The organism is Lactobacillus kullabergensis, assembly GCF_003151025.1.
GTDB lineage: Bacteria > Bacillota > Bacilli > Lactobacillales > Lactobacillaceae > Lactobacillus > Lactobacillus kullabergensis.
The window spans coordinates 1405735-1419370 of record NZ_CP029477.1 but is presented as its reverse complement, the minus strand read 5'-3'; the positions used below and the strand labels follow the sequence as shown (position 1 = coordinate 1419370).

19 protein-coding genes and 1 other annotated feature are annotated in these 13636 nt (G+C 35.8%); of the genes, 18 read left to right on the top strand and 1 reads right to left on the bottom strand.

What is annotated here, in order from left to right:
* Positions 1-49: 49 nt before the first annotated feature.
* From DKL58_RS06760 to rplL, 15 genes are all read left to right on the top strand, one after another.
* Positions 50-625, top strand: coding sequence for a sigma-70 RNA polymerase sigma factor region 4 domain-containing protein (locus DKL58_RS06760; RefSeq protein WP_045928408.1), 576 nt, complete (start codon positions 50-52; stop codon positions 623-625).
* A 72-nt stretch (positions 626-697) separates the two neighbouring features.
* The gene (locus DKL58_RS06755; RefSeq protein WP_034980340.1) at positions 698-916 is read left to right on the top strand and encodes a P8 family protein; all 219 of its coding nucleotides are present in this window, start codon (positions 698-700) and stop codon (positions 914-916) included.
* Positions 917-1094: 178 nt separating this feature from the next.
* Positions 1095-1244 carry a 50S ribosomal protein L33 gene (rpmG, locus tag DKL58_RS06750; RefSeq protein WP_081945356.1) on the top strand — a complete coding sequence of 50 codons (150 nt, stop codon included), beginning with the start codon at positions 1095-1097 and terminating at the stop codon, positions 1242-1244.
* 3 nt (positions 1245-1247) lie between these two features.
* Positions 1248-1418, top strand: coding sequence for a preprotein translocase subunit SecE (gene secE, locus DKL58_RS06745; protein ID WP_045928406.1), 171 nt, complete (start codon positions 1248-1250; stop codon positions 1416-1418).
* Between the two features lie 100 nt (positions 1419-1518).
* Positions 1519-2067, top strand: coding sequence for a transcription termination/antitermination protein NusG (nusG, locus tag DKL58_RS06740; protein WP_109586561.1), 549 nt, complete (start codon positions 1519-1521; stop codon positions 2065-2067).
* 126 nt (positions 2068-2193) lie between these two features.
* Positions 2194-2619: a 50S ribosomal protein L11 gene (gene rplK / locus DKL58_RS06735; protein ID WP_034980336.1), complete on the top strand. Its 426-nt coding sequence runs from the start codon at positions 2194-2196 to the stop codon at positions 2617-2619.
* 70 nt (positions 2620-2689) lie between these two features.
* The gene (gene rplA, locus DKL58_RS06730) at positions 2690-3382 is read left to right on the top strand and encodes a 50S ribosomal protein L1 (RefSeq protein ID WP_045928405.1); all 693 of its coding nucleotides are present in this window, start codon (positions 2690-2692) and stop codon (positions 3380-3382) included.
* Between the two features lie 140 nt (positions 3383-3522).
* A complete protein-coding gene (locus DKL58_RS06725) occupies positions 3523-4389 on the top strand; it encodes a phosphate ABC transporter substrate-binding protein PstS family protein (protein ID WP_109586560.1) in 867 nt (288 codons plus the stop codon).
* A gap of 1 nt (position 4390) precedes the next feature.
* Complete coding sequence (pstC, locus tag DKL58_RS06720) at positions 4391-5383, top strand: phosphate ABC transporter permease subunit PstC (protein ID WP_034980330.1); 993 nt, start codon at positions 4391-4393, stop codon at positions 5381-5383.
* A gap of 7 nt (positions 5384-5390) precedes the next feature.
* Positions 5391-6284 carry a phosphate ABC transporter permease PstA gene (gene pstA, locus DKL58_RS06715; protein WP_109586559.1) on the top strand — a complete coding sequence of 298 codons (894 nt, stop codon included), beginning with the start codon at positions 5391-5393 and terminating at the stop codon, positions 6282-6284.
* A 10-nt stretch (positions 6285-6294) separates the two neighbouring features.
* Positions 6295-7095: a phosphate ABC transporter ATP-binding protein PstB gene (gene pstB / locus DKL58_RS06710; RefSeq protein WP_109586558.1), complete on the top strand. Its 801-nt coding sequence runs from the start codon at positions 6295-6297 to the stop codon at positions 7093-7095.
* Between the two features lie 14 nt (positions 7096-7109).
* Positions 7110-7865, top strand: a complete 756-nt coding sequence (pstB, locus tag DKL58_RS06705) for a phosphate ABC transporter ATP-binding protein PstB (protein ID WP_045928401.1) — start codon at positions 7110-7112, stop codon at positions 7863-7865.
* Between the two features lie 15 nt (positions 7866-7880).
* Positions 7881-8549, top strand: a complete 669-nt coding sequence (phoU, locus tag DKL58_RS06700) for a phosphate signaling complex protein PhoU (protein WP_109586557.1) — start codon at positions 7881-7883, stop codon at positions 8547-8549.
* A 33-nt stretch (positions 8550-8582) separates the two neighbouring features.
* Positions 8583-8706, top strand: a sequence feature (ribosomal protein L10 leader region).
* A gap of 39 nt (positions 8707-8745) precedes the next feature.
* Positions 8746-9255: a 50S ribosomal protein L10 gene (gene rplJ / locus DKL58_RS06695; protein ID WP_045928399.1), complete on the top strand. Its 510-nt coding sequence runs from the start codon at positions 8746-8748 to the stop codon at positions 9253-9255.
* Positions 9256-9296: 41 nt separating this feature from the next.
* Entirely contained in the window at positions 9297-9662 is a 366-nt protein-coding gene (gene rplL, locus DKL58_RS06690) for a 50S ribosomal protein L7/L12 (RefSeq protein WP_045928398.1), read from the top strand.
* Between the two features lie 116 nt (positions 9663-9778).
* Here the strand turns inward: rplL and DKL58_RS06685 are convergent, their stop codons facing one another.
* Entirely contained in the window at positions 9779-10918 is a 1140-nt protein-coding gene (locus tag DKL58_RS06685) for a C40 family peptidase (protein ID WP_109586556.1), read from the bottom strand.
* Positions 10919-11046: 128 nt separating this feature from the next.
* On the opposite strand from DKL58_RS06685, the gene DKL58_RS06680 reads away from it, so the two are divergent.
* From DKL58_RS06680 to DKL58_RS06670, 3 genes are read left to right on the top strand one after another with little or no spacing between them, the layout of a single operon-like run.
* Positions 11047-12069: a D-alanyl-D-alanine carboxypeptidase family protein gene (locus tag DKL58_RS06680; protein WP_109586555.1), complete on the top strand. Its 1023-nt coding sequence runs from the start codon at positions 11047-11049 to the stop codon at positions 12067-12069.
* Positions 12070-12100: 31 nt separating this feature from the next.
* Positions 12101-12670 (top strand): L,D-transpeptidase, encoded by a 570-nt coding sequence (locus DKL58_RS06675; protein ID WP_109586554.1) that lies wholly within the window; start codon positions 12101-12103, stop codon positions 12668-12670.
* A gap of 11 nt (positions 12671-12681) precedes the next feature.
* On the top strand, positions 12682-13629 hold the full coding sequence (locus tag DKL58_RS06670) for an SLAP domain-containing protein (RefSeq protein ID WP_109586553.1): 948 nt from the start codon (positions 12682-12684) through the stop codon (positions 13627-13629).
* Positions 13630-13636 lie beyond the last annotated feature (7 nt).

The following is a 13636-nucleotide window of genomic DNA, read 5'->3' as shown; positions in this document are numbered from 1 at the left end:
TTCATTAGTTACTGTATTCTTCAATAAAAATTTAAATAGGAGAAGCGAAATGAAGAATACTGAAACAAATATTAAAAGTGAGGCGGAACTTATTAGGCAAATAAAAAATGGTGATGATGAAGCTTTATTGAATCTATGTTTTCTTTATAAGCCATTGATTAATAAGGTGAAAAGTTTGTATCATGTTCGCTATTATGACAGTCAGGATTGGGAACAGGATGCGATGATTATTTGTCACGATTCTGCAATAAGTTTTGACCTAAATAAAGGAAAATTCGGTAGCTATTTTAAAACACGACTGATCAATCATGCACGCTCACTTGTAAGATATGATAATGCCTATCGGAGGCAGGCTTTGAAACAATCAGTTTCATTAGAAACAGCCAAGAAAAACAATTTATTGCCTTTAGATAAATCATTTGTTTCTATACCAGAAATTCCTTTAAGTGAAAATATTGCTATTTTGACCAGTAAGTTGTCTCATTTGGAGACCAATGCGCTATTGGTGGGCTTGGGTGTGATAGAACAAAAAGAAGTTATCCAAAAACTAAAAATTAGTAAATTAACTTTATCAAGAGCGCGTTCACGTCTTGCACAGAAAATGCGTCAAACATTGCTTAATTAGTATTTTTATAGTTGATATCTGGAAATTGCGGTATAATTGTTTTTGTAGAATAAATTTTAGGAGGTAGTTAAGATGGCTGATGAAGTTATGAAGACCGCATTGTTAGATCGTCACATGAAAGAAGTTTTTGACTGGAGTGATTCAGATCTTCCAGTTAGAGATGCCCTTTGGGATTATTTTATGGAAAAGAATGGCAGAGATACCATTAAAACGGAAGAAGCTATGCTTCCATTCCTGAAAGACTCTGACGATAAAATCGAATCCTTCGTAAATGAAAATCTTAAGAAGTAAATCCGACTAATACAATGTTCTACGCACTGTGGTCACGCATTTGTTTGGCTACTACAAAGGCGGTTGCTTGAATGAGCAACTGCTTTTGTTTTGTAATAATTAAGTTTACAAGTAATTATTAAATTAATTGCTTAAGTTAGCCATTTTTGCTAAAATACAATAGTTTGGAAGTGAGATTATGGCAGTGAAAAAAGCATCATTAGCTTGCAGCATCTGTGGCTCTCGTAATTACTCAATCGCTGCAAGTAAGAATCGCACTCAGCGCCTTGAATTAAAAAAATTTTGTAAGCACTGCGGTAAAATGACGTTACATAAAGAAACGAGGTAAATTATGGTTAAATTCTTTAAGAGTGTTGTTGAGGAAATGAAATTGGTCACTTGGCCAACAGCAAAACAAAACCGTCACGACACCGCAATTGTTATTGTTTCTTCAATTTTGTTTGCTGCGTATTTAGGGTTACTCGATCTTTTGTTTACCAATGTTACGCAAATAGTTATGTAATAGCACAGTCTTTTTATTTGTGGTATAATTATATTAATTGGAAAGTCCTCCGGAGTAGAGGCTTTTTTGTTTGCCAAAAATATAAGGAGAATATGTAATAATGGTAGAAACTACTAAAAAGCAATGGTATGTGCTTCACACTTATTCAGGTTACGAAGACAAGGTCAAATCAGACTTATTGTCGCGAGCTCAAAGCATGGGGATGCAAGACTATATTTTTCGAGTAATGGTTCCTGAACAAGAAAAGATTGAAAAGGTAAACAACAAGAAAAAAGAAGTCGAAGAAAAGATTTTCCCTGGTTATGTTCTTGTTGAAATGGTAATGACAGATGAAAGTTGGTTTGTTGTGCGGAACACACCAAACGTAACAGGATTTGTCGGTTCTCATGGTGGTGGTTCTAAGCCATCCCCACTTTTAGAAGACGAAGTCAATAGGCTCTTACGTCAACAAGGTGAACCAGCTAAAAGACCCCAAATTGACTTTGAAGTTGGTGAAACAGTTACGATCATTGACGGCGCTTTTAATGGCGTTGAAGGTAAAATTACTGAAATTCAACCAGATAAGTACAAATTATTTGTTTCCGTTGATATGTTCGGCCGTGCTACAACCACTGAGCTTGATTATGATCAAGTAAAGAAAATTAGCTAGTAATAAGTCAATTATTGCAAAACTACTAAATAGATGATAATATATTAAAGTACTTTTATTATTGTGGGAGGAAAAGTAGGTAACTTTTCCATTTTAACCACGCACGGAATCAAGGAGGTTTTGACCGTGGCAAAGAAAGTTATAAATGTTGTTAAATTACAAATACCAGCTGGTGCTGCAACACCCGCTCCTCCAGTTGGTCCAGCTTTAGGTCAAGCTGGTATTAACATTGTTGGCTTTACTAAGGACTTCAATGCTAGAACTGCTGACCAAAAGGGCATGATTATTCCTGTAGTCATCACAGTATACGAAGATCGTTCATTTGAATTCGTTACTAAGACTCCACCAGCTCCAGTGCTTTTGAAGCAGGCTGCTAAGATTGACAAGGCATCCGGTGAACCTAATACTAAGAAAGTTGGTAAGGTAACCAAGGATCAAGTTAAGGAAATTGCTGAAACTAAGATGAAGGACCTTAACGCTGCTGATGTCGAAGCTGCTATGCGGATGATCGAAGGTACTGCTAGAAGCATGGGTATCGAAGTCGAAGACTAATCCTGTTATTTATAACAATTTAGGTGGGAGAGTTTTAGCTCGCTTGACCACATATTAAGGAGGAAATCACATGCCAAAGCATGGTAAAAAATATTTAGAAGCTGCTAAAAAAGTAGATTCAAAGAAATTATATTCAGTTGCTGAAGCAATGAAGTTAGTTAAAGAAACTTCATACGCAGGCTTTGATGCTTCAGTCGAAGTTTCATACAACTTGAGCGTTGACCCTAAACAAGCAGACCAACAAATTCGTGGCTCACTGGTTTTGCCGAATGGTACTGGTAAGACACAAAAGGTCATTGTTTTTGCTGAGGGTCCTCAAGCTGAACAAGCTAAGGCTGCTGGTGCTGATGAAGTTGGTTCTGACGACTTAGTTGAAAAAGTACAAAACGGTTACTTAGACTTTGATGTCGTGGTTGCTACACCAACAATGATGGCAAAAGTTGGTCGTTTAGGTCGTGTGCTTGGACCAAAAGGTTTGATGCCAAACCCTAAGACTGGTACCGTTACAATGGATATTGAAAAAGCCGTTAAGAATGTAAAAGCTGGTCAGGTTGAATATCGTGTTGACCGTCAAGCTGCTATTCACGCAGCAATTGGTAAAGTTTCATTTACTGATGAACAATTAATTGAAAACTTTGATGCATTGCGTGACGTTATTTTACGTGCGCGTCCATCTGCTGCTAAAGGTCAATACATTAAGAGTGTTGCTGTAGCTGCAACCTTTGGCCCCGGGATTAAACTTGATCCATTAAATCTGGACTAAACTTGAACAATTAATTAAAGCAACTTTGCGATTGAGCAGGTTGCTTTTTTTATCTATTTATGAGTATTTATGATTGGTCAAAGGTAAAAGTTTTGATAAACTAGAGCTAAATTTTATTTGTTTAATTGAGGGAATCTTATATGAAAAAAAGTAATTTAGGCAGACTGCTGACATTAATATTATTTATGTCCCTATTTTTGACAGGTTGCAGTCAAAACCGAGAAAAAATTACTATTGTTGGCTCCAGTGCCTTACAACCTTTAATAGAACAAGCTGGCAATGACTATCACCTAGCCCACATGAGCAGCAACATTGTAGTTCAAGGTGGTGGCTCCGGTACAGGACTAAGCCAAGTGCAAGCAGGGGCCGTTGAAGTTGGTACTTCAGATGTTTATGCTGAGACCCAAAAGGGTATTGATGCAAAAAAATTAGAAGATTATCCTGTGGCAGTAGTTGGTATTGTGCCAATTGCAAATAAGGGTGTCGGAGTTAAAAATTTATCTACTAAACAACTCTCTGATATTTTTACTGGTAAAATTAAAAATTGGCGTCAAGTAGGTGGTAAAAATCAGTCAATTATTGTGATCAACCGTTCTCGTGGAAGTGGTACGCGATCGACATTTGAGGACTTGGTTCTAAATGGAAAAGAAGCAATTAATTCTCAAGAACAGGATTCAAATGGAACTGTCAAAAAGATTGTTAATTCAACTCCGGGTACTATTTCTTATATTTCTTTTCCCTATGCTAATGACCAAAATATTCAAAAAATAAGTATAAATAATATTCAACCAGATAATAGAAACATACCCATGAACAAGTGGCCACTTTGGTCTTATGAGCATATGTATACAAAAGGTAAACCGAATAAGGCTACTGCAGCTTTTATTAAATACGTATTGAGTAAAAAAGTTCAAAAAGATTTAGTTCCTAAAATTGGCTATATAAGTGTACATGAAATGAAAGTTGCGCGTGATAGTCAAAATAAAATTACGAAGATAGGTAAATAAAATGGCAAAAAAAGAACAAGATTTACAACAAGTTGTTGAGAATGCTCTTGCCGAACAAAAAGTACCACATGTTAAGTTCAAAGGTATTGATCCCAAAAATATTGATGTTGATCGCTTAACTAAGCCATCAAAAGAAACACGACAAGAATGGTGGGGCAGAGGATTAACATTTTTGGCAATTATATTAATAGGAATATTAATAGTTGCAATCATTGGTTTTGTTGGCATGCATGGGTTAGCAACCTTTATTGATAATAAAGTGAACATTTTCCATTTTCTGTTTTCTACTGACTGGAATCCTAATGCTGGTAAAAACCATGTGGGTGCCGCTGCGATGATTGTAACTTCTTTTGCAGTAACACTTTTGGCAGCACTAATTGCAACACCATTTTCGATTGCCGTGGCACTATTTATGACAGAATATGAATCTGGTAAGAGAGTGCAGTTACTGCAATCCGTAATGGAGCTCTTAGTAGGTATTCCTTCTGTAGTTTATGGCTTTATTGGCTTAATGGTAGTTGTTCCAGCTGTCAGAACTATTTTTGGTGGAACGGGCTTTGGCATCTTGACTGCCACGTTAATACTTTTTGTAATGGTTCTGCCCACAATCACTTCTCTTACTGTTGATGCGTTTAAAGCTATTCCCAAAGATTTGCGAAAGTCTTCAGCAGCTCTTGGTGCTACGAAATGGCAGACTATATATCACGTTGTGCTGAGAGCAGCTCGCTCACGTATCATGACAGCCGTTATTTTCGGTATGGCTCGTGCTTTTGGTGAAGCTTTAGCTGTACAAATGGCAATCGGAAATGCAGTATTAATGCCATATAACTTGGTTAGCCCAGCAGCAACGTTAACTAGTCAGTTAACTAGTCAAATGGGCAATACTGTTATGGGTACCTTGCCTAACAATTCATTATGGTCTTTGGCACTTTTGTTATTAATTATGTCACTAGTATTTAATTTTTTAGTACATTTAATTGGAAAGAAGAGTTAGTAGTATTATGAACGCAAAAAAAACTAACCGAATTGCTACTGGCGTGATTTATTTCTTAGTTGGAATTGTTGTACTTCTTTTGGTTGGTATTCTTGGTAATATCTTAGTTTCGGGATTACCGCATTTATCGTGGCATTTCTTGAGTTCAGAATCGTCCTCTTTTGAAGCAGGCGGTGGAATTAGAGACCAATTATTTAATTCTATCTATCTTTTATTACTTACCTTACTAATTTCTATGCCAATTGCACTCGGTGCTGCCATTTATTTAGCCGAATATGCTCCTGATAACTGGTTCACTCAGTTAATCAGAACCACGATTGAAATTTTGAGCTCTTTACCTTCAATAGTTGTTGGTCTGTTTGGCTATCTTTTATTTGTGGTTCAGTTCGGATTTGGCTTTTCAATTCTCGCTGGCGCTTTAGCACTAACTTTTTTCAACTTGCCAACTCTTACTAGTAATATTGAAGAAGCCATTAAAGGTGTTCCTCAAACTCAAAGAGAAGCTGGCTGGGCTCTGGGTTTATCTAATTGGAAGACCATTCACGGCATTGTATTGCCAGCAGCCCTGCCAGGAATAATTACTGGTGTTATTTTGAGCGCTGGACGTGTTTTTGGTGAAGCTGCAGCTTTGATTTATACCGCAGGGCAAAGTGGTTCAACGGTTGATTATTCTAACTGGAATATGTTTAGTCCTACTAGTTTTTTGAATGTAATGCGTCCAGCAGAAACGCTAGCTGTACATATTTGGAAAGTAAATACTGAAGGGATAATTCCGGATGTGAATGTGGTTTCTGCTGGAACATCAGCTTTATTGGTAATTGTTGTCATTATCTTTAACTTCGGTGCTAGAGCACTAGGAAATTGGATCTATAAACGGCTTACTGCCGCAAGAATAAAGTAAAGGGGTTCTTATGGAAAATTGGCAAAAACAAAAAACCTACATTAAGACCTTTCCTGAAGATGACTGTGCAATTTCAACTACTGATTTGAGTGTTTTCTATGGTGGTACAGTTCAAAAGTTGTTTGATGTTAGCTTAGGCTTTAAGAAAAATACAATTACTGCATTAATAGGAGCATCTGGTTCAGGTAAATCAACATTTTTGCGCTCACTTAATCGTATGAATGACCGGGTAGCACGAGTTGACGGCAAAATTATGTTTCATGGCCTTAATGTTAATCAGAACAAAATTAATGTTTATGAATTGCGGAAGGCAATTGGAATGGTTTTTCAAAAGCCTAATCCTTTTCCGAAGTCAATTAGAGAAAATATCACTTATGCCTTAAAAGCAAACGGTCAGCAGAATAAAAAGAAACTGGATCAAATTGTAGAAGAAAGTCTCAGAGCTGCGGCTTTATGGGATGAGGTAAAGGATAAACTCGACCAAAGTGCATTGGCTCTATCAGGGGGTCAGCAGCAAAGACTATGCATTGCGCGAGCGATTGCTTTAAAACCCGAAATTTTACTTCTTGACGAGCCTGCTAGTGCTTTGGATCCTGTATCTACTGCTAAACTTGAAGATACTTTAAAGCAGTTGAGAAAGAAATATACCATGGTTATGGTAACGCATAATATGCAGCAGGCTTCAAGAATTAGTGAATATACAGCATTCTTTCACTTGGGACATGCGTTAGAATATGATACTACTACAAATATTTTCACCAACCCTCAAGGTGAAATTACTGAGAAGTACATTCAGGGTAGTTTTGGATAAAGGTGGCGTTATTGATGACAAATGTGATGGAGGCTAAAAATGTTAAACTTAAGTATGGCAGTTTTGAAGCTTTACATGGTATAAGTTTAGCTTTTCCCGCTCAAAAATTGACTGCCTTAATTGGACCATCTGGCTGCGGCAAATCTACCTTTTTGCGCTGTTTAAATCGTATGAATGATGATATTGACGATATTAATATTACTGGTGAGATACTTTTAGAAGGAAAAGATATTTATCATTCTCATATTGATTTAGTTGCTTTACGTAAGAAGGTGGGAATGGTGTTTCAACAGCCCACGCCGTTTCCGTTTTCCGTCTTTGATAATGTAGCTTATGGTTTACGCATAGCTGGTGTTAAAGATAAAGATTTGATTGAACAGCGTGTTGAAGAAAGTTTGAAGCAAGCTGCAATTTGGAATGAAACTAAAGACAGTTTGCAGCGTAATGCTCTTGCTTTTTCAGGAGGACAACAGCAACGTATTTGTATAGCTCGGGCTCTGGCAATCAGACCGGAAGTTGTTTTACTTGATGAGCCGACATCTGCTTTAGATCCAATATCAAGTTCAGAAATTGAAGAAACGTTAATGGCTTTGAAACAGAAATATACTTTTATTATGGTGACACACAACTTGCAACAGGCGAGTCGGGTTTCAGATCAGGTAGCTTTTTTAATGAATGGTGAATTGATTGAATCAGGTTCGACACAAGAAATGTTCTTGTCACCTAAAAAAGAAATGACAAACAATTATCTTAACGGCCGTTTTGGCTAATTTTGGAGGTGGATTATGCACGAAATATTTTTAGATGAACTGAAAAAGTTGAACGCTCAGTTTATGGAAATGGGAGTCTTGGTCAATGATTTGATTGACAAGGGTACGCGTTCATTCGTTGAACATGATAAAAAGACGGCGCAAGAAATGATTGCCGAAGACAAGGAAGTCGCAAAAGAAGCAGTTAAAATTGAAAAAAAGGCTTTGGAATTAATGGCATTGCAACAGCCGGTTGCGACAGATTTTCGCGTTGTTATTAGTATCTTAAAAGCTACAACGGACTTAGAAAGAATTGGCGAAAATGCAAACAGTATTGCCGTTGAAACTGTCAGAGTCAAAGGTAATCCACGTCTGCCAGAAGTTGAAAAAGTAATTTCCAACATGACCCATCAAGTGCGTGAAATGTTGGTACAAGTATTAACTGCTTATGTTCAAGAAGATGAGGAAAATGCCAGACAAATGGTACTTGGACATGCTAAGGTTTTTAAAGATTATAAGAATGCCAGACAAATGATTATAGATGGTGTAGAACAAGAACCTGATGCCGCTGTTGCTTCTGCCAGTTACTTTGTTATCATCAGATTACTAGAGAGAATAAGTGATCATATTGTGAACTTGGCCAGTTGGGTAATTTACAAAACTTCAGGTGAATTATTTGAGTTAATTAAACCTAAAAAGAAATAATTGACTTGCATTTAAAATATAATCCTGTTATATTTAATAAAGTAAATTCTACCTAAGACTCGGGTGGCATGACGCCTTAATTTCCCGCCGAGGCCAGAAGATATTGATGAGTTTAAAGCTCCATGTCTTTCTTGGCATGGAGTTTTTATTTGGGCCTGATGGAATTTATTATTAAATTTGATGGAGGTGAAATCGATTGAGTAAAGCTGCTATTGCTGAAAAAGAAAAGTTTGTTGATGCGTTTGCTGAAGAACTTAAAGCTGCTAAAGCAATCTTAATAATTAACTACTTGGGTTTAACTGTTGAAGAAGTTACTAACATGCGTAAGGAACTTCGTGAAAACGATGTTAACATGAAGGTTGTTAAGAATACTTACTTAAGACGTGCTGCTGCTAAGGCCGGTATAGAAGGTCTTGATGAGACTTTTGTAGGTCCTACTGCTGTAATTTATACTGATAATGCTGATGACATTACCGAACCAGCTCGTATCGTTTCAAAATACGAAGATGATTATGATGTTATCGACATTAAGGGTGGTATGTTAGAAGGTAAATTGACTTCTAAAGAAGAAATCAAGGAACTTGCTGCCATTCCTGGTCGCGAAGGCTTACTGTCAATGCTTGTTTCTGTATTACAAGCCCCTGTTCGCAATTTCGCATATGCTGTTAAGGCTGTTGCTGATTCAAAAGATGAATCTGCAGAATAAATAAAATAATTTATATCTAAAATTTCGGAGGATAAATAAGTATGGCTTTAGATACTGATAAGATTATTGAAGACTTGAAAGGTGCTTCAATTCTTGAATTAAATGACCTGGTAAAGGCTATTGAAGATGAATTTGGTGTTTCTGCTGCTGCTCCAGTTGCTGCTGCAGGTGCTGCTGGTGGCGAAGCTGCTGCTAAATCAACATTTGATGTTGAATTGACAGAAGCTGGCCAAGAAAAAGTTAAGGTTATTAAGGCAGTTCGTGATATTACCGGACTTGGTCTTAAGGACTCAAAAGATCTTGTTGATGGCGCTCCTAAGAACGTTAAGGAAGGCGTTTCTGAGGATGAAGCTAACGACATTAAATCTAAGCTTGAAGATGTTGGTGCTACAGTTACATTGAAATAATTGTAGTCCGATTGGACAAGTTAAAAAAAGGCGTATTTGCAATTTGCAAATACGTCTTTTTATTTTTCAAGAGATTTAATTAAAATTGGACTTAAGCTAAAGGCTTTTAATTATTTTTACATAATTCTTCTGACAATACCATCAGGATAGTGAACTGATAAATACTTTGAATTGCGTGAGTTCCAGAAATTGTCTTGCAGACTGGAAACTCCAACCCCACCGTTGTCAGTGTATGGACTATCATGTAAAAATAATCCTTTTCCGAGGTACATTCCAACATGGGCTAAATGACCATCGTCTTTATCATCGAAGAAAATGAGATCGCCACGTTTTTTGTTTTTATAATTAACGGGTTTGCCATTATAACATTGACTAAATGTGGTTGATCCTAGATGATGGCCTGCTTTAGTAAAAAGATAATTCATAAAACTAGAACAGTCAAAATGTCTTGATTTTTCGTCATATTTGGAATAACCAATCATTTTTTCACCGATTTTGATAATGCGTTCAAGCGACTTTTTGTTGCCTTCTAGAGCCTTTAAATTATATTTGATATTTTGGCCTAAAATCCAATAATTTTGTCCCCGATGTTTAAAACGATAATATACTGCATGCAAGTTAGTATGGGCAATCATATTTACATGAACCCATTTATTCTTCAAATGCAAATTTTTGCTAGTTCCTATTTTTCTGGCATCATTAGTGTGGGCAGGTAAGTTATACAAATTGGCATTTCTGACAATTTTCATTTTATAATTTATTTTATTTTTAGTTAATAAAAACTGATTGAAAGCTTTTTTATTCAGCCACCCATACTTGGTCTTAACAAAAGTTCCTTTATTAGTTTTCGCTATTTTGCTATAGCTAATTTGTTTTTTATACCAATTTTTAGCTGATCTTTTTTTACTGGCTAATGTTTTACTAAAGCGATAATGGGTTTGGTAAATTTTACCACTACCTTTTTTCTTAGAATAGACAACCTTTGGCACTTTTTTGTGCTTTTTATTTGTGTTAATTGCCCCGTTTGAACCAGGGTTATTATCGTTCGTATTAGAATCTTCTATCTGATTATTGTCAGAATTAGAATCATCACTAGTGTCAGAATTAGATTGAGTTTGCTCTTTTTGCTCATTGTTCTGCTGATCAACAATACTTGGTGTATTAGTAGTTGCAGCAGAAACTCTTTCATTAAAAATAAATGTGCTCATAAGCGATAAGCTGATAGCCACTAAAAATAATTTGGATTTGCTTAACATTTTAGCTCCAATCAATTTTAAAAAAATTTAACTACATTTACCATTTTATAATATAATGAAATTTATAGTTAATTAATTTTAAAATATCACTTGTAATTTTAAATTTGAAAATGTTTAGGGAGGTATAGGTGCAAGTCAAAAATAAGTTTATTTTTGGACTTTTTTCTATAGTAGCAGCTTTTTTTGTTAGCGCTTCTGTAGTTCAGGCTGATGAAACCATTCAAATTGACAGCAATAGTGCAAACAATAAAGTGGATCAAAAAACTAAAAAGAAAAAACATAAAAATACAGTTTATAGTCACAATCAAGACCAATCAGTTGGCAAATATACTAAGTATATCCATGGAAAAAAGCCTAAAACCAAAGCAAAAGCTTACCTAGTTTTGGATCGTAAGACTGGAGAAGTACTGTTGGCAAAAAATGCGAAGAAGTGCTATTTAACAGCATCTACTGGGAAACTAATGACAATTTATTTAGCTAGGCGCAAGCTTGCCCGTAATCCGCATGATTGGCAAAAAAAGCTCAAGTTTTCCAGCCCTTTGGTAAAAATGGCCAAGAATCCCAACCTTAACTGCTTCCATGTAAAAAAAGGAAAAAAGTATACTGTCAAAGAGATCATGTCTTCAGCAATAATTGATTCCGACAATAACTCTGCAATTCGATTGGGTCAATGGGTTGCAGGTTCAAATAAGAAATTCATCAAAATGATGAATAAACAAGCAAAGCTATGGCATCTTTCTGCAAATTTCGTATCAGCTTCAGGGCTTGAAAACAGTGATTTAGCACCTTATGGGTATTATGTTAAAGGTGCTTGGAGTTCAGGAAACTTATTGTCAGCAAAAGATCTAGCAATAATTGGTTATCATGTTGCTCATGATTATCCCAGTTTGATGAAATTTTTTGCCACACCTGAGATGTATGTGGCAGGTCAGAAATTACATAACTATAATGATACGTTACCTGGTCGTAAGTATAACGTTAAATCCTTAAAAACAGACGGTATGAAAACAGGTTGGACGCCACGCTCAGGCTATTGTTTTGTTGGTAGCTATAAAAAAGGCACTGGAAGAATTGTAGTTGTACTGCATGACAAAAATGAGTTTTCGGATGCCAATAAATTAGTAAAATTTACGTATAAGCATCGTAGTTAGTCGACATATTAAAGAAGGTGAGTAATAGATAGTGAAAATAAAAAAGAATAAATTTGTAATAGTTAGCTTTTTAATTATTATTGGCGGATTCATATTAAATTTTGGGCAAAAGAAAATCTTTGCAAAATCCGTTAGTGAAATTCCACAAGAATATATGCGTAAACCGATTAGTTATACTAAATCTTCTGAAATTAAACCATATCCTCAAGGGATGAGCGCTAAAAAAGATAAGATAGTAGTTTTATTAAAAAAGCAACGCGCGTATTTGATTCGTGGTCGCAAAACCAGATACGAATTTTATGTTTCAACTGGAGCACATAACTCAACACCTAAGGGACATTTTCGTATTAATACTTATCGGGCACCGTGGTTTTATTCTGCCAGTGAGAAAATGGGTGCAAGATTTGCAGTAGGTTGGCTACAAGGTGGTTTATATCTTTTTCATGAAAATCCGCGGAATATTCATCATAAATTAATTAAAAAGGTAGCTAACAAATTAGGTAAAAAGTCAACCTCTCATGGTTGTATTCATTTAAGCACAAGCGATGCAAATTGGTTCTATCAAAAAGCACCAACTGGACTAAGAGTTATTATTAAATAAAGGAGAAAGCAATGAAAAAATTTAATTATCGTAAAACTGTCGCAGTACTATTAACTTTTACAAGCATGGCAAGCGGTCTGTCTTTTGGCTCAACGACCACAGAAGCTAAGAAAGTTTCCAGCAGTGTGGTTTTGAAAGCACCAGCTGTTAAAAGGGTAAAAGTCAAAAAAAGCACCTATTACTATAATAAAAAAGGCAAGAAGTTAAAGAAAAAGATTTTAAAAAAGGGCAAGAAGCTAACAGTTGTTAAAAAAGCTAAGAAAATAAAAGGGAAAAAATTCTATCTTGTAACTAAAAATAGATTTGTTCTGGTAAAAGATGTTGCAAATATTAAGTCAAAGGTTAAAAAGCCACAAAAACAGCCTGTAAATCAACCTACTCAATCTAATCCAGGCAATTCTGCCAATCCAGTAGATACTAATAAACCAGCAAGTTCAGCTAATACAGGCACAACACAATCTGCTCAAAATAATTCCTCAATTGCTGATTTTTCAATCAGTGAATTTAGACAGGAATTCTTAAAAGAATTAAATAATGAAAGAACAAAACGGGGGTTAAATACAGTAACAGAAGATTCTCGTTTAGATGAAGTTGTACAGGAAAGAACCAAATTATTGCCTGATAATTTTTCCCATAATGATTCTGCCGGTAATTTTATTTTGAATGATTTTTTCAATAAAGCAGGTATCGTGCGTAAAACTACTGCTGAATGTCTAGCAATGTTTCCCTGGGGTGCAACCATAGATCGTTCAAATAACGAGCTGATTAATGCTAAAAATACTGCAAGCAGTGCTTTGGTTGCTGATAACATGCTTTATGAATATATTTATAATGATGCGCAGTCTAATTGGGGACATCGAGATATTTTGCTTGCTCCTAACGATAAAACAATTGGTCTTGGTGCGTTAGCAGATAAAAAGAGTGGCCAGATTTTTTCTTCAGTTGGCGTTATATATTAAAGACGTA